Source organism: Cyanobium sp. NIES-981, assembly GCF_900088535.1.
GTDB lineage: Bacteria > Cyanobacteriota > Cyanobacteriia > PCC-6307 > Cyanobiaceae > NIES-981.
In genome coordinates this window covers 1281661-1299910 of the sequence record NZ_LT578417.1, presented here as the reverse complement: position 1 = coordinate 1299910, position 18250 = coordinate 1281661, and the positions used below count along the sequence as shown (strand labels likewise).

At 64.9% G+C, this 18250-nt stretch carries 24 protein-coding genes; 9 read left to right on the top strand and 15 right to left on the bottom strand.

Going from position 1 to position 18250, the window contains the following annotated elements; all coding sequences use genetic code 11:
• Positions 1-8: 8 nt before the first annotated feature.
• Positions 9-266, bottom strand: coding sequence for a hypothetical protein (locus CBM981_RS06585; RefSeq protein WP_087067767.1), 258 nt, complete (start codon positions 264-266; stop codon positions 9-11).
• A 442-nt stretch (positions 267-708) separates the two neighbouring features.
• Between CBM981_RS06585 and CBM981_RS06575 the strand changes: the two genes are divergently transcribed.
• On the top strand, positions 709-1356 hold the full coding sequence (locus CBM981_RS06575; protein WP_157665355.1) for a hypothetical protein: 648 nt from the start codon (positions 709-711) through the stop codon (positions 1354-1356).
• 107 nt (positions 1357-1463) lie between these two features.
• On the opposite strand, the gene CBM981_RS06570 is transcribed toward CBM981_RS06575, so the two are convergent.
• From CBM981_RS06570 to CBM981_RS06545, 6 genes are all read right to left on the bottom strand, one after another.
• Positions 1464-2546: an IS110 family transposase gene (locus CBM981_RS06570; RefSeq protein WP_087067765.1), complete on the bottom strand. Its 1083-nt coding sequence runs from the start codon at positions 2544-2546 to the stop codon at positions 1464-1466.
• A 211-nt stretch (positions 2547-2757) separates the two neighbouring features.
• Positions 2758-2937, bottom strand: a complete 180-nt coding sequence (locus tag CBM981_RS06565) for a hypothetical protein (RefSeq protein ID WP_197686674.1) — start codon at positions 2935-2937, stop codon at positions 2758-2760.
• Between the two features lie 81 nt (positions 2938-3018).
• Positions 3019-3477 (bottom strand): hypothetical protein, encoded by a 459-nt coding sequence (locus tag CBM981_RS06560; RefSeq protein WP_087067764.1) that lies wholly within the window; start codon positions 3475-3477, stop codon positions 3019-3021.
• Positions 3474-3782, bottom strand: coding sequence for a hypothetical protein (locus tag CBM981_RS06555; protein ID WP_157665354.1), 309 nt, complete (start codon positions 3780-3782; stop codon positions 3474-3476). Before CBM981_RS06555 ends, CBM981_RS06560 begins: the two co-directional genes overlap by 4 nt.
• A 206-nt stretch (positions 3783-3988) precedes the next feature.
• Complete coding sequence (locus CBM981_RS06550; protein WP_087067762.1) at positions 3989-4336, bottom strand: type II toxin-antitoxin system PemK/MazF family toxin; 348 nt, start codon at positions 4334-4336, stop codon at positions 3989-3991.
• A complete protein-coding gene (locus CBM981_RS06545; RefSeq protein ID WP_087067761.1) occupies positions 4336-4554 on the bottom strand; it encodes a hypothetical protein in 219 nt (72 codons plus the stop codon). The genes CBM981_RS06550 and CBM981_RS06545 overlap by 1 nt, the downstream gene beginning before the upstream one ends.
• 99 nt (positions 4555-4653) lie before the next feature.
• Here CBM981_RS06545 and CBM981_RS06540 point away from each other — a divergent pair, with 99 nt between their 5' ends.
• From CBM981_RS06540 to CBM981_RS06510, 7 genes are read left to right on the top strand one after another with little or no spacing between them, the layout of a single operon-like run.
• Positions 4654-5562: a major capsid protein gene (locus CBM981_RS06540; protein ID WP_087069248.1), complete on the top strand. Its 909-nt coding sequence runs from the start codon at positions 4654-4656 to the stop codon at positions 5560-5562.
• A gap of 33 nt (positions 5563-5595) precedes the next feature.
• Positions 5596-6054 (top strand): hypothetical protein, encoded by a 459-nt coding sequence (locus CBM981_RS06535; RefSeq protein WP_225867570.1) that lies wholly within the window; start codon positions 5596-5598, stop codon positions 6052-6054.
• Positions 6055-6063: 9 nt separating this feature from the next.
• The gene (locus CBM981_RS06530; RefSeq protein ID WP_087067759.1) at positions 6064-6660 is read left to right on the top strand and encodes a hypothetical protein; all 597 of its coding nucleotides are present in this window, start codon (positions 6064-6066) and stop codon (positions 6658-6660) included.
• The gene (locus tag CBM981_RS06525; RefSeq protein ID WP_087067758.1) at positions 6647-6838 is read left to right on the top strand and encodes a hypothetical protein; all 192 of its coding nucleotides are present in this window, start codon (positions 6647-6649) and stop codon (positions 6836-6838) included. The genes CBM981_RS06530 and CBM981_RS06525 overlap by 14 nt, the downstream gene beginning before the upstream one ends.
• A gap of 57 nt (positions 6839-6895) precedes the next feature.
• The gene (locus CBM981_RS06520; protein WP_087067757.1) at positions 6896-7549 is read left to right on the top strand and encodes a hypothetical protein; all 654 of its coding nucleotides are present in this window, start codon (positions 6896-6898) and stop codon (positions 7547-7549) included.
• Positions 7550-7577: 28 nt separating this feature from the next.
• On the top strand, positions 7578-8627 hold the full coding sequence (locus tag CBM981_RS06515; RefSeq protein WP_087067756.1) for a hypothetical protein: 1050 nt from the start codon (positions 7578-7580) through the stop codon (positions 8625-8627).
• 3 nt (positions 8628-8630) lie between these two features.
• Positions 8631-8822: a hypothetical protein gene (locus CBM981_RS06510; RefSeq protein WP_087067755.1), complete on the top strand. Its 192-nt coding sequence runs from the start codon at positions 8631-8633 to the stop codon at positions 8820-8822.
• 53 nt (positions 8823-8875) lie between these two features.
• Here CBM981_RS06510 and CBM981_RS06505 read toward each other — a convergent pair whose 3' ends face one another.
• The 5 genes from CBM981_RS06505 to CBM981_RS06485 form a co-directional block, all read right to left on the bottom strand.
• On the bottom strand, positions 8876-9205 hold the full coding sequence (locus CBM981_RS06505) for a hypothetical protein (protein WP_087067754.1): 330 nt from the start codon (positions 9203-9205) through the stop codon (positions 8876-8878).
• A gap of 116 nt (positions 9206-9321) precedes the next feature.
• On the bottom strand, positions 9322-9825 hold the full coding sequence (locus CBM981_RS06500) for a type II toxin-antitoxin system YhaV family toxin (protein WP_172820839.1): 504 nt from the start codon (positions 9823-9825) through the stop codon (positions 9322-9324).
• A gap of 2 nt (positions 9826-9827) precedes the next feature.
• Positions 9828-10181, bottom strand: coding sequence for a type II toxin-antitoxin system PrlF family antitoxin (locus tag CBM981_RS06495; RefSeq protein ID WP_225867569.1), 354 nt, complete (start codon positions 10179-10181; stop codon positions 9828-9830).
• Positions 10182-10312: 131 nt separating this feature from the next.
• Entirely contained in the window at positions 10313-11110 is a 798-nt protein-coding gene (locus CBM981_RS06490; protein ID WP_197686673.1) for a dioxygenase, read from the bottom strand.
• Positions 11111-11150: 40 nt separating this feature from the next.
• A complete protein-coding gene (locus CBM981_RS06485; RefSeq protein ID WP_087067751.1) occupies positions 11151-11876 on the bottom strand; it encodes a hypothetical protein in 726 nt (241 codons plus the stop codon).
• A 305-nt stretch (positions 11877-12181) separates the two neighbouring features.
• Between CBM981_RS06485 and CBM981_RS15250 the strand changes: the two genes are divergently transcribed.
• On the top strand, positions 12182-12319 hold the full coding sequence (locus CBM981_RS15250) for a hypothetical protein (protein WP_157665353.1): 138 nt from the start codon (positions 12182-12184) through the stop codon (positions 12317-12319).
• Between the two features lie 114 nt (positions 12320-12433).
• On the opposite strand, the gene CBM981_RS06480 is transcribed toward CBM981_RS15250, so the two are convergent.
• The 3 genes from CBM981_RS06480 to CBM981_RS06475 all read right to left on the bottom strand — a co-directional run bounded on the left by CBM981_RS06480 (position 12434) and on the right by CBM981_RS06475 (position 18249).
• On the bottom strand, positions 12434-13042 hold the full coding sequence (locus CBM981_RS06480) for a hypothetical protein (protein WP_087069246.1): 609 nt from the start codon (positions 13040-13042) through the stop codon (positions 12434-12436).
• Positions 13043-13159: 117 nt separating this feature from the next.
• Positions 13160-14230: a hypothetical protein gene (locus tag CBM981_RS15245; RefSeq protein WP_157665352.1), complete on the bottom strand. Its 1071-nt coding sequence runs from the start codon at positions 14228-14230 to the stop codon at positions 13160-13162.
• Positions 14231-14400: 170 nt separating this feature from the next.
• On the bottom strand, positions 14401-18249 hold the full coding sequence (locus CBM981_RS06475; RefSeq protein ID WP_087067750.1) for an N-6 DNA methylase: 3849 nt from the start codon (positions 18247-18249) through the stop codon (positions 14401-14403).
• Position 18250 lies beyond the last annotated feature (1 nt).

The following is an 18250-nucleotide window of genomic DNA, read 5'->3' as shown; positions in this document are numbered from 1 at the left end:
GCCCGGCGTCAGAGGCCTTCGCAGTGCTGCACAGCTTTGAGGTAGATCAACTTCCCAGGGCCCTCCTGCCCCGCCAGGTTGCTGGCTTGCCGCAACCGCACCTGCGTATCAATGCACTGGTTGTAGCGGTGGGCTTTGACGGCACCAGGGATCTGGAGCAGGGCAATGGCCAGCAGGCTCAGCGTGCTGATCGCTGCCAGCACGGGGTAGGCATGAGCCCGCACCATCTCTCGAGCCGTGAGCTGTTGTGCGCCGTGATCGCTCATCTGGATCCATCACCTTCTCCCCAGGATGCCTGGATGGGGCCTGGCCCTTCAGCACCGCAGCGGAGCAGGTGGCGTCCATTGGTGCGGGCAGGTTCGCAACCCCTCCTGTTACTGCTGGCGCCAGAGCGTGATCAGCTCCAGCCGCTGCGCCCATCGCTCAGCCAGCCTTCCTTGGGGGAGAGGGGCGGATGCTTGCTGGTCGCCATGCCCGGCTCAGGTCACCTCGGGTGCCCAGCCCTGCTGGCGCACCAAGTCGTCGGTCCAGCCCTGGCAGCGGTTGGTGAGGTGCTCGCCCTGGGCGATCAGCCCCTGGTGCAGCTGACACTCCTATGGATTGTCAAGCCCCGCCTGCCACACCTCCGTGATCGACTGGTGGTTGCCCGGTACTGGAGGAGCAGGTTGAGCTCAGCAAGGATGGAGCCGATACCGCTTTGCCCATCCTGTGGAGCCGATCACCACATCGAACCAGCTTCTCCTCTTGGAGGCTATCGATCGGGTACGAAACGACGTGGATGCTCCGCGTTTGCCACTCGAGGAATTGACCGAGACCACTTTCACCCTGGTGGCGGAGCATATGTCGCTGACGCAGATCATCGAGGCAGCGGAAGGCCTGATCGAGCTGGCTTCCCATCCCACCAGGCCAAAACAAGCGCCACCGATGCCTATTGATGAATTGCAGGCCCTGCTGGAGAAGGTCATTGATCTCCGGGATTGGCAGGAGCTGGAGGAGGACGACGATCGCAGCGACATCCAGAAGCTGATCGACAACTCCACCGATGCCGACGCCGTGCTGGTGCGCGACCCCTCCGGCACCCCTGAGCTGCAGGAGATCGGCATCCTCGAGCTTCTACAGCGCTATCCCTGCCGCGGCAGCGAGGCCCGCTGGAGCCCCGATGACGCGATCGCTTTTCTGGAAACCAAGACCCGTTGGCTGGATGCAGCGCTGGAGAGCTGGGATGCCGATGGCGAGGCCATCGATGCTGACAGCCATCTGATCGAGGCCAAGGCCGTCGTCCTCGTTGTGCCGGAGCAACGAGGCCAGGCGCTGCGGACCGAGCTGCATGACGTGCTGATCCCCGTCGACAGCTGAACCGCCGGCCGGCTCTGGAACCACCGGAGTGGCTGCCTGGCCTTGGAGGGGCAGGCAGCCACTCCGGCGGGAGCCTGGGTGCCTACAGCGGAGCATCGCGCTGTTGATCAGGCCGCTGCCGTGCGAACGGTAGGACCTCCACGCAGGATGCCAAACACCTCGCGGGCTACAAAGCGCTTGAGGCAGCGGATGATCTCCCTGATCGTGCGGCCCTCTGCGGTGCGGCGCTCGACATAGTCCCTGGTCTGCTGGTGCCGCTGCATCCGGCAGATGACGATGCGGTGCAAGGCACAGTTGGCCTGGCGGTTGCCGCTGCGATTCAGCCGGTGTCGCACCACCTTGCCGGAGCTGGCCGGCAGGGGATTGACGCCGCACAGTGCGGCGAACGAGGCCTCCGATTTCAGCCGTTCCTGGTTGTCGCCCACCGCAACAACCAGGGTGGCGGAGATGTCCACACCGATGCCGTAGGTGTTGCGCAGCTCCGGGCAGTGCTGCGTGGTCAACTGATCCAGCTGCGCCAGGGTCTCCTTGAGTTCCTGATCCAGCTGCTGGATGCGGCGGGCGAGAGCGCGCAGGGCCATCTTGGCTGCCGCCAGCGGCGTGCTGATCTCTCCAGAGCGCAGGCCAATGCAGCATTCCACCAGCTTCTTGCCCTTGAGCCGCTGCAGCCTCTCCCGCAGCGCTGCCGGTGCAGTCACCACAATCGCGTGCAACTGATTGAGGGCTGCCGTGCGGTTGCCAGAGGCCGAATCCTTGACCACCTTGAGCATGCGGATCATCTCCACCAGGTCATTGCCTGCCTTGGGAATGACGGTCGATTGGCCGGCAATGAAGGAGCGGGCAGCTGCCTCCGCGTCGATGGTGTCGACCTTACCTCGCCGGTGCCGAGTGGAACGATCCGGCCGGTTCACTTCCACCACCTCAAGCCCTGCCAATTGCAGGGCTCGGCAGAGACCGGCCCCGTAGCAACCGGTGCCCTCCACTGCGAACACCGGACTGCGGCCGAACTCAGCAGACCAATGGATCAGCTCCTCGTAACCACTGCGCTTGGCATCCAGCTTGAGGCTGCCCAACCAGCCGCCATTGGCGCTGAGGGCCACTGCCATGTGAATGAGCTTGTGGGTATCGACGCCGATCACGACGTCGGGGCCAGTGCTGGTCTCGGGGGCAGGTGCCGGCGCTGCGCTCATGGCTTCTTGGGACAGGAGGGGGTGCAACCAACCGGGCAGACGGACAGGCCATTGATGGGACGGGAACGTCGGACTCCTATGAGGTCACGAAACTCCCCGGCTGGTTGCCCCACCGCACAGACCGACAGGTCAGCGCGAAAGACACCGCTCCAGAACGGATCGGGTCAGGCAGGTGATGGGTCAGACCCGTGCTGGTGGGGTCCCGGAATCATCAATGGCAGGTGAGCAGGGGGATGCAGTTCACACCGGCGTGGTGGCGAAACCAGTGGCAGGCCATGCAGACCTTGCGGCTGCGGGCCGGCACGAGCACCTCCTTCCCCAGGTAGGGCCACTCCTCGATCGGGGCATCGAGCCGTTGCCCCAGCGATGAGGACCCCCGACTCCCAGCCATTCCCATGCGACCCCTTGATGCGTACACCTGTACTAGCACGAATAGTCTGGGTTTGGTGCAGGCTCAGGGCGGCCGCAGGCTTCAAGTGCGCAGCGCCTCGATGCAGGCCCGCAGCTCCCCGTAGCTGATGCCTGGACCAAAGGCCCGGATCAGCGGTTGCAGGCCAATCGATTTGCGGCCTTCATGCAGCTTTCCCGTGGGAACCACCCAAAAATGCCACTGGGTGAGGTCCTGGGGATCCACCAGCTCGGGGTCCTGCTCCGCCAGCAGGCAGAAGACGTAGGCGGTGGCGACCCGCTGCTCGATCGGGAAGCTGATCACACTGGGCTTTGCCTGCGGCCACGACTGCACATAGGCCGCCGACTTCACCTCCAGGGTGATCCCTCCATCGGTGACATCCACATCCGCCCATTCGATGCGGTGCTCACCGGGATCAAGGCCCAACGCCCGATGGACCAGCCACTCGGCATAGGCACCTCGGGTGCGGTTCTCCAGCAGGTGGCCGGAGTTCCAACGGAGGAACGCGTCGAGGTCGGTCATGGACGGTTGCTGGCTGGGCGCAACGGCACAAAGATCCGGTTGCCGTTGGTCTTGTTGGTGAACACGGCGTTGCCCTGCACGTAGATCTCCCGCTCCCAGAGGCCGCCCAGGCTGTCCCGCAGGGTGGAGATGGGGAAGCCCTCCTTGATGAGGCGGTAGGTCATCGCCTTGCCGTCCTTCCAAACGATCCGCACGGTGCCGTCGCTGCTGTGGCTGTCGCGGCAGGGGATCGGCTGGTCGTTGTAGGCGCAGTTCTTCCAAGGTTCGGCGCGGCTGGGGGCGCCGCCGATCAGCAGGGCCGCCATCGCGGCGATCCCCCAGGTCGACCGGGTACCGCGGCACAGGCCCGGCGCGGAAGGGAGGCACCGCAGCCGCTCACGCATCAGCGCCACCATCCACCGCTTGCACTATCCGAAGGATGGACGCGGTGGACCGTGAGGGGAACGGGCCGCTGTTGCGTGAGCTGGCGCAGGCCACTGCCATCACGACGAACTGGCCAACAGGGAAAACTTCAGCCTTGGCCGCAGATCACTCGCTGCAGCAGCTGCTGGCACCCCGTCTGCAAGGCCACCGGCAGCACCCCGATGCGCCGTTTCACCAGTGGCATCGCCAGGGTTGTCATGCGGCTGAGCCTCAGCCTCGAACTCACTTTCAGGCCAGTATCTGAGAAGCCTGGATGGTCGGCAGGGATATCGAGCTCATCGCGGTCCGGGGGCCCGCTGACATTGGAGCTGATGAAGGCCAGCAGCACATCCCCATGGCGCTCACTGGTGGTGATCACCAAGGCCGGCCGGGGCTTGGCCGCTGGCCCATCGGTGAAGGGGAAGGCGACCAGCACGATGTCGTAGCGGCTCAGCATCAGCCGGCGCCGATCGCTTCTCCGTCCGAGAAGCTGTAGAGGTCAGGCTCAGCCGCCAGGTCGTCAAAGGCACCCCCGGCCATCGCCATCTCTGCCAGGGCCCCGTGACCCAGGTCGCTGCTGTCCTGCTCCAGCTGCTTGAGCAGCCAGCGGCGATCATCAGCCGGCAGGCTACGGATCACCGCAAGCAGGTTCTCGGTGAGCTGGGGATTGGTCATCGCCCCAGGCTAAGCAGCCGGAACCTGATGGATCACCCTGCGCGCAAAGCACCTGGCAACAGGAGGTGACGTGTCTGGGGCCAGGCCCCGGGAGTGACCATGGGCCTCACCCTGCTGGAGGCGGCCAAGTACGAGAAACGGGTTGAGCGCCTGGCCGTGCTCAAGACCTTCTCGGAGGGCGAGCTGCTGCGCCGCCTGCCGTTCCGCAACCTGATCGGCGGCTCCCTCTCTTTCCCCGCCGAGGTGAAGCTGCCCCGGGTGGGCTTTCGGGCGGTGAACGAGGGCTACCGCCAGAGCTATGGCGTGATCCACAACGACAGCGAGTTCGTGCACCTGTTCGGGGGCGATCTGGATGTGGACCGCTCGATCGTGGATCTGCAGGGCCCCGAGGCCCGCGCCGCCCAGACCGAGATGAAGGTGCGCTCGATGCGGCTGACGCTTGAGGCGGCGATCATCAATGGCGATGACACCTTCGATCCGCGGGCCTTCAACGGGCTGAGCAAACGGCTGGTGCCGGGGGAGGCCCAGACGATCGACAACGGCGGCGGCACCCTCAACCTGCTGGCGGTGGAGGCGTTGATCGACAGCGTGGTGAGCTACGGCGGCGACAAGGTGCTGATCGGCAGCAAGGCCGCCCGCCGCCAGCTCAGCACCGCCTCGCGCCAGGCCGGCGGCGATCTCTACGAGGTGATCGACGGGCGGCATTTCTTCGAGGGGGTGGAGTTCCTGCTGGTGGAGGACGACGCCGAGGGCCATCCGGTGCTCGGTTACGACGAACCCGGCGACACCACCTCGCTGTACTGCTGCGTGCTGGGGGATGCGGCGGTCTGCGGTCTGCAGGGCCCCTTCGAGGGGCGGTATGGGATCGCGGTGCGGGACTTCGGGGAGGTGCATGACGCCCCGGTGTTCCGCACCCGCATCGACTGGTACGTGGGCTTCGCGGTGTGTGACCGCAAGGCGGCGGCCCGGCTGTACAACGTCGCGCCCATGCCGCTGGCCACCCCCTGAGCTGCACCCGAGCGCTGGAACAAGCACTCACCCATGACCCCATTGCAAGAGGACCCCATGACCACCCAGGCCACCCGGCTGCTGGATGCCCAGACCGTGCTCGTCGGCTGGATCAACCACTCCGCCACCGACTGCTACGAGCACATCCGCAGCAGCGGCGAGATCATCAACCTCGGCACCGACCTCGAGACCAGCGCCTCCTTCGTGCTGGTGGCCTCCCACCCGGGCCACAGCGAGGCGGTGACCGTGACGCTGGAGCTGGCGCCGCTGCTGCCTGACGGCAGCGCTGGCACCTGGATCACGGCTGCTGCCGTGGCCATCCCCGCCGCCGGCGGCAAGGTGGAGGCGACGATCGCCGGCCAGGGACTGCTGCCCAACCCGGCCGATGCCGCGACCGCCGAGCCGCCCTGCATCCGCCTGGCCCGCGCCCTGGTGTCCCCCAGCTCGCCGGAGGGAATGCTGGTGGCGCTCACCTCCTTCCAGGGACTGTGAGGTGCAGCGATGAGCCCCATCCCCGACGCCCTGCCCCTGGATCTGCTGCCGCCGCTGGAGCCCAGCCACCAGCTCGTCACCCCCAACCCGCCGGGCGGCGAGCAGCGCTCGGTGCTGCTGCTGAATGACGCCAACGGCAACAACCTCGATCCGATGTCCTCCAGGCTGCTGATCGGCAAGGACGGCCAGACCCGCTCGATCTGGCCGGTGCACCTGGCCGGCTGGCAGGCCCTGGGCTGGCAGCTGCTCAGCCCTGCCCCGCCGGCCACGCCGGAGCCGGCAGGGCCAGACCCGGAGCAGACGGAACCGGACCCTCATGCCCCAGAGCCTGTACCCATGGAGCTGGAGGAACTGCTGGAGGTTCCCCTGGCTCCTGATCCGGAGGCCGGTGAGGCCCTGCTGGCCGAGGAGGCCCCCGACTTCCAGGCGATGACCAAGGCCGAGATCGTGGCGTTTTGCTCCGCCACCTATGGCGTGAGTCTCGATGGCGGCATGACCAAGGCGGAACTGGTGGAGCAGGCCACCGCCCTCCATGCCGCTGCCGGTGCCGTTGGCAGCGGGCCAGACGGGGCTCCGCTGCTGGAGCTGCCTGATGGGCTCCTCTGATCGGCTCGAGGGGGTGGTGTTCCTGGGGGAGGCGCAATGGCAGAGCACGGAGCCGCCGCCTTCCCCGGAGGACGCCATCAGCTCCGTGGAGGCTCTGCCACCGCTGGTGAGCAGCGAGCGGGAAGGCGTGGTGAGCCTCCACCTCGATCTGCAACTCCTCGACCCCCTGCCGCCCTGACCAGCACCGCGGCCCCACACGGGGCCGACCCCTTCCGCACTCCTGTCCCGCTCTCCCATGGCCAGCACCGCCACGACCCAGCCCACCGACCTGCTGCTGGTGCAGCGGGGAGCCACCGCCCACAAGGCCACGGCCGAGCAGGTGAAGTCCTACATGCTCACCCCCGCCACCACAGCGGCAATCGGTGGCATCAAGCCCGGCACCAACCTCACGGTGGAGGCCGACGGCACCCTTCATGCCGACCTCCCCGGCGCCCTGCTCTACAAGGGCGTGATCGACCCCACCACGACGGACGCCCCGGCGGATGCGGCGGTGGGCGATGTCTATCTGGCCAGCACGTCTGGGGTGGCCCTGGCCAGCTGGAGCGGAATCGGCGGGGACGCGATCAGCCAGGGGGATCTGCTGCTGTTTGACGGCAGCAGCTGGAGCGCCAACGCCGCCCTGGGCCCCGATGGCGTGGGGGTGGTGCGGGTGCGGGGGGCGGCACCGGTGACGGTGGACGAGAGCGATCCGGCCCAGCCCTTGATCGGCGTGAGCGCCGCCACGACGGAAGCAGCCGGGGTGGTGCGGCTGGCGAGCAGCGAAGACCTCAGCGGCGGCACTGCCGGGGCCGTGGTGGATGCGGCCCAGCTGGCGGAGGCCCTGGCCGCTACCCAACCAGCCGGCAACTACATGCCCCTGGACATCAGCAGCCTGCCGGCCCTGCCCTGAGCGATAGATCCGATCCAGCAGCCCCCTGATGACGCTCCAACCCGATGACCGGCTGGCGATCACCCGCCCCAGCGGGCCCCAGGCCGGCACCTACCAGCTGCCGGCCTCTGCCCTGGCGGCGCTGCTGAGCCCGGCGCCGGTCCTGGGGATCAGCGGCCTGCTGTGGGCGAGCGCCCGCTCCGCGGTGGACAACAGCTGGCAGGCGGTGTGCTGGTCGCCGGAGCTGCGCCTTTTCGCCTGCGTGGCAGGAAGCGGCACCGGCAATCGGGTGATGACCTCCGCCGATGGATTCCGCTGGAGTCCCCGAGCCGCAGCAGCGGAGAACAGCTGGCTGGCGCTGTGCTGGGCTGCTGAGCTTGGGCTGTTTGTGGCCGTGGGCGAAAGCGGCAGCGGCAACCGGGTGATGACGTCTCCCGATGGCCTCACCTGGACAGCGCGGACGACCCCGGCCGACAACAGCTGGACCTCGATCTGCTGGTCTCCCGAACGCGGTCTGCTGGTGGCGGTGGCCAACAGCGGCACGGGCAACCGGGTGATGACCAGCCCCGATGGCCTGACCTGGAGCTCCCGCCCCGCCGCCTCCGATCAGGACTGGCGATCGGTGTGCTGGGCGCCGCCGCTGGGCCTGTTCGTGGCCGTGGCCAGCACCGGGACCGGTCAACGGGTGATGACCTCCCCCGATGGCAGCCGCTGGACCCTGCGCAGCTCCCCGGCCGACAACAGCTGGATGGCGCTCTGCTGGGCCGCTGAGCTGGGGCTGCTGGTGGCGGTGAGCAGCAGCGGCAAGAGCAACCGGGTGATGACCTCCGCCGATGGGATCACCTGGACCGCCAGGGCCTCGGCCGCCGACAACGTCTGGACCTCCCTCTGCTGGGCACCGGAACGGGGGCTGCTGGTGGCGGCGGCCAGCAGCGGCACCGGCAACCGGATCATGACCAGCCCCGATGGCCTCAACTGGAGTGTGCGCAGTTCTGCTGCCGATCTGGGTTGGCGCTCGATCGCCTGGTCGCCGCAGCGGGGGCAGTTCGTGGCGGTGAGCAACAGCGGCACTGGCAACCGGGTGATGGTGAGCCCCTGAGCCATGACCGCCAGCCCCACACCCCTGCCGGCGATCGGCGAGCCCTGCTGGCGTGACCTGATCAGCCCCGGCACTGGCGCCACGGTGCTCAGCCTCGAGAGCAGCAGCCCCGAGGATCCGATGGTGGAGCTCAGCTACGACGAGGGTGGCGGCGGCTGGTGGCCGCTCAGCACCCTGGTGTTCGCTGCCGACTGAGCCCTGAGGGGAGCCAGGGGACCGGAGCCCCCCAGCTGGGCTCAGGAGCTGGCTCAGGCCTGTGCCAGTACCAGCTCAGCCATGCGCTCGGCCTCGATGTGGGCGATCTCGGCCTCCTGCTGGGCCTGCAGGCGCTGATCCAGCTCATCCACACGCGCCAGGCACTGCTGGATCGCGGGGATCACCTCCTCCTCCAGCAGGGTGAACTCCTCCTCGCCATAGGGCTGCTCGATCCAGGTGCGGCGCAATGGCAGCCCCCGGCTCCGGCGCAGGATCTCTTCCATCGAGCGCAGCGTGGATTCGAGCAGCAGAAAGGGATCCTCCTCGGGCCGGCAGAACGGGGAGCGGGCAAAAACCGGGGCGCTCGCAGAGGGCATGGCCATGACGATCGGCGCCGGGGGCGGCGCAGCGACGGGACCGATCCCAGCGGAGGCCCGACGTCAGGAGGGCCTCAGACTGGAGAGGCCCCGAGCCAGCCCCCTTCAGCATCCGATTCCGCTCAAGGGAGCCGATCGGTGAGCTGCTGCAAACGCCCGGCGGCCTGTGTGGCCTCCTGCAGGAGTTCGTCCCAGTCGTCGGGCGGATGGCCGCTGGCCAGCATGGACTGGAACACCCGGTAGGCATCGGTCTTGCTGCCGTAGGCGCGCTTGGTGCCGGTGTCGTTCACCCAGCCCAGCACGATCAGCCGTGAGCGCGTGTGAAAACGGAAGAACAACCGGTACTGCTGAAAGAACTTGGCCCGTCGCCAGTGGCGATGTTCAGCCCCGAGGGTGGACCCTTGCTGGTATTCCTTGCGGTTGGGGTCCTGGGGAATGTCCTGGAGCATCAGGCGGGCGATGGCCGCCAGGCGCTTGCTGGGGTTCTTGCTGCCATACCCCTCGGGGTCCTTGCGGCGCAGCGACTCCACCTCGGTGATCAACGCCTCCAGCTGATCGAGAAACAACGGGTGCGCATAGAGCCTCCACCCGTTGATCACCGCGGGCGATCCTGCCGCTGTGCCCACCGTCAGGCGGGCTCGTCGTCTGGCAGTGCTTCATCGAGATCCACCTCGATGTCACCCACCAGATCCTGCAGGCGCTGAACCAGCTCTGCGCCGATGGGCTGCAGCCGCTCGGGATGGCTGGCGATGTCCCGCTCCAGGAGCGCGAGGAAGGGAGCCAGGGCCGGATCCTCTGCTGCTGGTTCGGTGCTGACGCGCTGCAACACCACCTCACCGTTGGCGCGGAAGGCGTAGCGAATGCGGTCGCGCTTGCGCAACCCAAGGGCCCGCCGCACGGGTTGCGGCACGGTGGTCTGATAGCGATCCGTCAGCGCCGATTCCACCTCCTCCTGGGGGGGGCTCACGGAGGTACCGGCCACGTCAGGAGAGGAGAGAACAGCCATAAGGCCACCCGCTGAAGCCATGCCAATGGTAATGCACGTGCATTGCCTTGCTGGGGTTGGATGCTCTGGGGCGGGTCGGACGACGCCCTGAGGACTCTGCCGACGGCTTAGGCAGCCCGCTCGAAGGCGTAGCTGTCCATGGCGATCACGTGATCGCGGATGCCGCGATGAATCGCCCTGGCACGGGCCTCAGGGCCGGCGGCCCCGAGGGCGGTGAACAACGGCAGCAGTTGCTCGTCGCGGGGCTGGGCCTGCTCAGCATCGGGCTGGCAGTCGCGGTAGTGCAGCAGCGCCTCCACCTGGCCACCGCTCAACTGCGCGTCGACCCAGTCGGAGAAGCGCTGGGCGTAGCTGACATCCACGCCAAAACCGCGGCTGGCCTGCTGCCAGTCGCGCAGGTTGTGGGTGATGTTGCCGGAGGCCACGATCAGCCAGCCCCTCTCGGTCAGCGGCGCCAGCGCCTGGCCCACGCGGAAGGCATGGTCCGGCCCGCCCTGGTGCTGGATCGACAGCGGCACCACGGGCACATCCGCCGCGGGGAACAGGTAGCGCAACGGCACCCAGGCCCCATGGTCCAGTCCGCGCTCGGCGTCGGTGGTTACGGGCAAGCCAGCGGCCGACAGTCCAGCAACGACTTCCTGCGCCCCTTCGGGGCTGCCGCTGGCGGGGTACTGGATTGCGTAGAGGGCCGGATCAAAGCCCCCGAAGTCGTGGATGGTCGTCAGCTGGCTGGCCGTGCTCACCGTGGCCACCTTCGTCTCCCAGTGGGGACTGATCACCAGCACCGCCTGGGGCCGCTGCAGGGTCGTGGCGAACTCGGCAAGGGCCGCCCCGGCGGCACCGGGCTGCAGGGCAAACATCGGTGAGCCATGGGCCAGGAACAACACCGAGGCAGAGGTGGTCACGCCGCTCCTTGAACCAGGGGGCAGTCTGGGGGCATGCCCCTCAGCTGCAGTGGGCCGCTGCCGCCGCCGCCCGGAGGCCATGGGCGGGAAAGGTGATCACGAACGGCCGATCGGCCTGGGCGCAGAGGGGAATCCCAAAGCGGCCGCCGCAGCTGATGCACTGGACCTTGCGGCCGCCTTTCCCCCGGCGGCTGGCGGGGCAGGCCACAAAGCGCACGCCCTCGTGGCGGAACACCGCCGGCGCATCGGGCGGCACCACGCAGACGGATGGGATGCCCTTGCGCTGCAGCCCCGCCGCCACGGAGCGGGATTCGGTGGAGGCATTGACCACCAACCCCTTGGCGGCTGCTTGCCGCACGGCGGCCTGATTCTCCGGGCCCATCGGGAAGTGGGTGAAGGACCAGGCCGCTCGCAGATGCCGTGTGGCCCGAGCCAGCTGGAGCAATAGGGCCTGATCGATGCGCAGCGGATCGGCCGGATCAGGCCATTGATCGCCCGCCACGCAATGGCGGAACAGGATCCCGGCCGGCAGCGCCAGCACCTGGCGGATGAAGGCCTCTGCCGGCAGGCCGCTCTCGCCCCGGCTGAGCCGATCCCAATGGAGCCGGGTGTGGAAGCCAGCCTCGGCGTAGCAGCCCTGATCGCCGGCCAGGGGGCAGCTGGAGGGGCAGGTGCGGCGGCTGGTGCTGGAGACAGCGATCGGACCGGTTTTGGCGTTGCTTGAGGGGAAGGACAGGGAGGCACGGTGGGACTCGGCAGCAGCCACAGGAGGGGTGACGCAGGACCCGCCCTGCAGCCGCGCCGCCCGGCAAGGGCCAGCCACCAGTGAATGGCGCAGCGCAGCGGAGCCCGACGCCCAACCCGGCTGGCTGGTGAAACCCTTGCCAAGGCGCGGAGCATGGAAGGGCCTGCGGCACCGACCTCACAGCGCAGCCGATCGCTCATGGCACATCGCCACCGGCATGAACGTCCGTCGCGCTTGTGCCATTGGTTGCCCGGCCCTGTCAACTTCTGGGCTGGCGCAGCGGGCCGGCCCGATCAGGCTGGTGGCCAGCACGTTGAGCCAACGCCATGCTCCGGATCCACGGCAACCGCGCCAGCCTGCTGGCAGCCCTGTCCGCCCAGTGGGCCGACCAGCAGCTGCAGATCCCACCGACGCTCAAGCCCTTGGTGCGGCCGATCCGCCGCGGGCCTCGGCCGATGCGCTGAACGTGCTGTGAGCCCCACGGCAAGCCGTCTTCTGAGGAACTCGGCTGGATCCGTGACGTGCTGAGACGACTGACTGATGGATTGGCTGACTTCGGAGGCGCCTACCCGTTCCGCTCACCCATGGCTTCGAGGGCCATTACCCGCAGGCTCCTTGCGGAGGACCCCCGAGAAGCCCATCACCACCGGCGGCTGAAAGGGCTGGAGCTGCTGGGCTGTGGCCTCCAGAAACGCCACCAGAATCGTGATCAGCAGGATGTAGTCCCGCAGGGCTGGCTCCAGGGGGCCGTGGGCTGAGGGTGGCTGGGCAGCCAGCACCGTCTCCAGGGGAGCCCAGAGGGGATTGGTGCGGGCCTCGGCATAGATCTCGGCCAGACGAGCGCTGTGGGCAGGATCAGCCAGCGACGCCGATTCAGCGGAATGGGCAAAGGCGTTGCGCAGCTTGCGCAGGGCAGAGAGAGCCCGCTCCACCGGGGCGTCGATCAGGCCCAGACGGCGAGCGAGTGCCACCTTTGCGCCGAGGGATCCCAAGGGCCGATCCGGCAGGAACAGGCCGTCACCGCGGTTGGCTGCCGGGGCCATAACCGCCTGTAGCAGGTGCTCAAGAGCGGCATCGACCCGGGCCACACCCACCAACACCGCGCCCCGGCCGCGCTCCTCGAGCATCTGCAGGGCGATGGTACGGGCTGCGTTGGCAGCGGCAGTGTCAGGGGCAGGCGGAGGCATCGATGAGCCGATTTCAGACATTCACGTTTCTATGAGCATTCTGATCAGCAGGTGCGATCACAAGATCAAAAGCATTGCCTAGCATCCACCTTGTTCTTGCTCGCGGATTTGAACGACTTACTTGACGATGCGGAGGAGATTAAGCAGGCTAATATATCGGAAACTGTTTTCTTTTGTCCCATAGAACGTGCACAGCCCGTGCATAATCGCATGTCGATTATAGTTTTCACATGTCCCCTCCTTGTCTTTCGTGTTGAGATTAAATGGGATGCCGCCATCCGGCTTGGAATGAAAAAGCAGTGGCAGGAAGTCGCTCCATGCTAGCTCGTGACGATCACATATTCCAGCCAGAATAGACTCGTAAATCTCCCGGTAGTCGCTTGGAGCGTCGCTCTTGTGCAGAGAGAACAGGCCAAATCCACGCAACTCTCTAAAGATCCCATCTGCTTGTGCAATGAAGACGGGAATTGATAAGCAGTAAAGCCCTCGCTCGTGCGCAGCAAAGGCTGGCTCTAGAATGTGACCGCGGGTCCTAAAGCGCGAAAGGATTGATGTCTTGATGTCACTATATCGCTCTTCAAAATACTTGACTGCACTTACATCAATCTCTTCGATTAGCGACAATGGCGGTGCATTTTGATGCTCTTCCGAGAGGCCTCTAAGGGTCTTTGCTGACGCCCGAATGCGCCCAATTGTCATCTCCAAGTCAATGAACCAGCCGTACCGCGCAATGGTGGCAACATCACGATATCTTTCGTAGGACTCCCGGGCTTCGGGGCGACGGAGCAATTTTGCAAGCTCATCGGCAGAAAGATTATCAACGTCAAATCCGTCCTTTTCAACTTGCTCTAGCCTCCTCCTTAGATCAATCCAAAAGCGCTGAAGCTCTTTTCTCTCATTTTCTATTTCTTCATTCCATTTTTTGAGATATGATTCCCGCAGCTCAGCTAGCGCGGTGGCGGAGGGCCTTGTCGACAATTCACCACGAAGGAAGATGCTGCAAAATACTTGAAGTTCAACCTCGGAAAGTCGAAGGCATTGATCCTCGGTAAGGATCAGCTCGTGGGGTCGACCTATGCCCTCGCGCAACCGATCAGCAGGAAAGCAGCTGTATCGGAACACGGCCCGAGCAAATTGAACATCTGATAGTTCGCCAGAAAGAACCTGCTTGCACAACGCTGTTTTCATGTCCTGAGCTGCTCCAGCACTCAACGCGAATACAGCAAGCCTTCCTATCTCTGATTCTATGTAGTCTATTGGTGGCCAACACCTGAGAAGCTTCCGATAGTCTACTTTGTTATCGCTCTCTTCTATCGTCATGACTTCTCAGGCAATGGCTGATCATTTAGGATTAGCACTTATTTATCTCCAAACAACCGATCCCACGCCTCCAGCACCAGCCGCTGGGTGCGGTACTCACCGAACTGGCGGATCTCGTTGTTTTTGAGCACGCGAAAGGTTTCGCTGGGGTAATCGGGGCCCATCACATCGGCAGGATCAAGGATGTAGCGCAACTCATCGCGATTGAGGCCGTAGAGGTGGGCGTAGAAGGCATCGAGTTCGGCCCGCAGCAGGGATCGGCGTTCGGGATCGAAGATGAAGGGTGGGCCGTCGTAGCCGAGGTCTTCGGCCCAGGGCTTGAGGTCGTGGGCGGTGTAGGTGAGTTCGAGGACTCGGGACAATATAAATCCCAAATGACTATTTGTGTACGTTTTTGGTGTGATTATAGGCAGCTGCTTAACAATATAGAAATTCAGATGATTGCCGCCTGTCTTCATCCTTGCCACAAAGTCAAGGGATAGAGAATTCAAGTTTCCAAGCAAAGCCGCATAAAGACGATTGTCGTCAAGCTTTCCTGTTAGCAACAGCGGGAGGTTGTTTCCCGCGGCGGTGGCTGGGACTACTGAAGCAATAAACGTTCTTAGAACATGCGCACTGGTTACATCTCTCCAGCCAATAAGCCATTTATAGTTCCACTGCTTAGACTTTAGCTTTTCCTCCACAAGCGCACGGTCGACCCAGTGTCGTGATATGCCTTTGTAGTCATGATCGACTTTCTCTGATTCACTAACGTCCCTAGTGCTCCCATCCTGTTCATATGTGGCCCATCTGTGATCATATTGGTGAATCATTTTTCCTTCATATAGCGGGCATAGTCCTGCGCTTGGCGCCGAACGAAACAGATGGCTATCTGTGTTCATCATGAACATCAGCATGAAAGAGGTCATCCAGCGATTCCCGTTCACTGGATCTTCGTCATTGACAAGGACGGGAGTGGATGAGTAAATTTTCTTTGCCAGTGCGTAATCTTGCTGACTTCTAAAGACGGGGCAGTTCTTGGTATTTGGATTTATGATATCAAAGTCTTCCTTTGACATCGAGAAAATCTTTCCGGTACGCACAATATCATCCGGCCTTCTAAGAAAGAAGGCGAAGGATGGATTTTTAGTTTTGCCCAGTGTCAATAGGCCAAAGCGGAAAGAGTGGTGAACATTGCTAAAGATAAAATCTTCATTTTCGAAGCTGAATAGACTTACGAGGCCCGATTCAACGATAGTCCTAAATAGAGCTTGTGTAAATGAGTCGGTTGAGATTCCGGACGGCACAATCATGCCGGCTCGCCCATCCCGAGAAACAATATTAATAACCGCTTCTGTAAAGAGATATGCTAGGTTTAGCCTCCCAACGCTTGAGTTGGGAAATCTTCCCGAGGTGTGAAAGAATCCCTGTGATCCATTATTTGCTGCTACGGCGAGTTCGTACTCTCTGAATAAGGCGGGATCTGAACTGGCAAGATCGCCGATCAAGTTTGAGCGAATGGCCGAGGTCTTCGCTATAGATATCTGGCTATTTCGACAGGCAAACCATTCCTGGGGGTCGACTTGAACCATCTCCCAGGGTGGGTTTCCTAGTACACAATCAAAGCCGCCTCTCTCCATCACCTCGCCAAAGCGCAGGTGCCAATGGAAGAAGCGGAAGTCTCTGGCGGCCTGTTCCACCGCCAGCTCCACGTCGCCGGGGATCTCCTGGCCACCCCGTAACAGCAGAAGATGCTCGCTGGTGGGCACCTTGGGCCGGCTGGCCTGGGTCTTGGGCAGGAAGAAGGCCGCGGTGTAGAGATCCGCCGCGAGGGTCTGGGGATCGCTGCTGCGCTCCTGCTCCCAGGCTTCGTAGGCCGCCTGTTTGGCTGATCCTTCCGCCAGGGTGGTTTCGGGCATCGCCTCGATCTCCTGGAGCCGTTGCTGGCTGCGGCTGATCGGTGGGCTGGCCTGGAGATTGAGCGTGCCCTGCAGGGTTCCCTTGTTCCCAGCCTTGCGGAAGCTGGCGTTTTCCTTCTTCAGGCTGGTGCAGGTGGGTTTGTCGTCGCCGGTGAGCGGTTTGTACGCCTCATCGGGGATGCCCTGCTCCAGCACCTTCGGGTCGAACACGCCCACCAGCGAATCGCCGCACTGGATGTGGGCATCGAGGAAGCTGAGCGGCTTGCCGGGGTCCACCGCTTCGATCCAGAGCGCCACCTTGCACAGCTCCACCGCCATCGGGTTCTTGTCGACCCCGTAGATGCAGTGGGCCACCACCTCGCGCAGGCATTCCTGGCGCAGCTCCTCGCTGGGTTCCTCATCGCCGGCGCGGATGCAGGCGAGCTCCAGCGCCAGGCGCCGGGCGGCCGCCAGCAGGAAGTGGCCGCTGCCGCAGGCTGGATCGAGCACCCGGATCGCCAGCAAGGCCTGCTCCTTCTCCTCCGGCGTGGAAGCCTTGGCGAGCCGATCGGCTATCACGGGCAGCAAGGCCGACACGATCAACAGCTGCACCAGCTGATCCGGTGTGTAGTAGCTGCCGGTGGTCTTGCGGTCGCTGCCGGCGCCGCCGCCGTAGCTCAGCTGCCAGCTGCCACCGGCGCGCTCCAGCTGGGGATGGAGCTCCAGCAGCCCCTCATACACACTGCCCAGCTCCTCGGTGTTGAGGTCGCGGTAGTTGACGCGGGTGAGGGTGTCGCCAGCCTGGAACCAGCCGATCGCCCGGATCGCCCGCAGCAGAAAGCGGTTGGCCAGTTCGCACTGCTCCAGCGCCATGCATTGCGGCTCGGCGAACAAGCCCCCCAGGCCGGGCAGCCCCAGCGGTGAGCTGCTTTGGCGCAGCTGCAGGAACACCAGCTTCTGGGTCTGCCACAGATCGCCGTAGGGCCCCTCCGAGGCGCTGCGGCGGATCGCCAGTTCCCGCAGCCGCCCCACGCTGTAGCCCTCGCGGTAGATGCGGCGGCGCGGATCCTCCTGGCCCAGCGACCTCGGGAACAGCAGGTCCCGGTCTTCCGCCGTGAACAGAAACAGGAAGCGATACACCAGCCGCAGCAGCTGGCGGTGCAGCTCCTGGCCGCTGAGGGCGCCACTGGCCAGCTGGGAGCGCAGGGCCTCGTTGTCGGGGTGTTGCAACAGGCCATTGCCCAGGGCTTCGAGGGCCTGCTGCACGCCGTTGCGCAGCTGCCCCAGCACCCGCTCACCCGCCTCCTGCGCCTGCTCCTTCCAGGCATCCAGAACGCAGCTGCCCGTCTGCGGATGGCGGAAGCGGCTGGCGTGCAGCAGCAGCCAGAGCACCGCGAACTCATCGAACAGCTCGCCTTCCACCAGCAGCTCCAGATCCACCGCCAGGTAGGCCGGCTTCACCAGCGAGGGGTTGTCGTGCAACAGCCGCAGTCGATCTCCCGTGAGCAGCAGCCCCCAGTTGGCGTTGTCGTCGGCATTGAGGCATTCCTGCAGGCAGCTGTGCGGAGAGCGGCGACGACCTTCCTGGCCGAACTGGCTGCTGCCCTTGTCGAGCTGATCGGCCGCGATGCCGCGCACGATCAGGGGAACGGTGCCCTCAAAGGCTCGGTGGGTGATCGGGAACTGGGATTCGCCGTGTTGCCAGCCGCTGCAGGGCTGCAGGTCCGGCCAGCCCAGCACCTCGCGCAGGATGCGCACAGAGGCATGCAGGCCCGCCGTGCTCTGCGCCGCCCGTTCACGCAGATCTCTGTATTCCTCCCAGATCTCCTTGAGCCGTACCCAGGCCGCATCGATCCGCTCCCGTAGCCGCTCGCCCTTGGCCAGGCCGTAGTCGGCCTCCTTCTGCATCGGGGCGTTCAGGCGGGCTACCTGCTCCAGAAGGGATCCCGGCAGCAGGCTGCCCTTGAGCTCGATCGCCTGGAAGCTGACGGTGGCGGTGGTGCGGGCCATG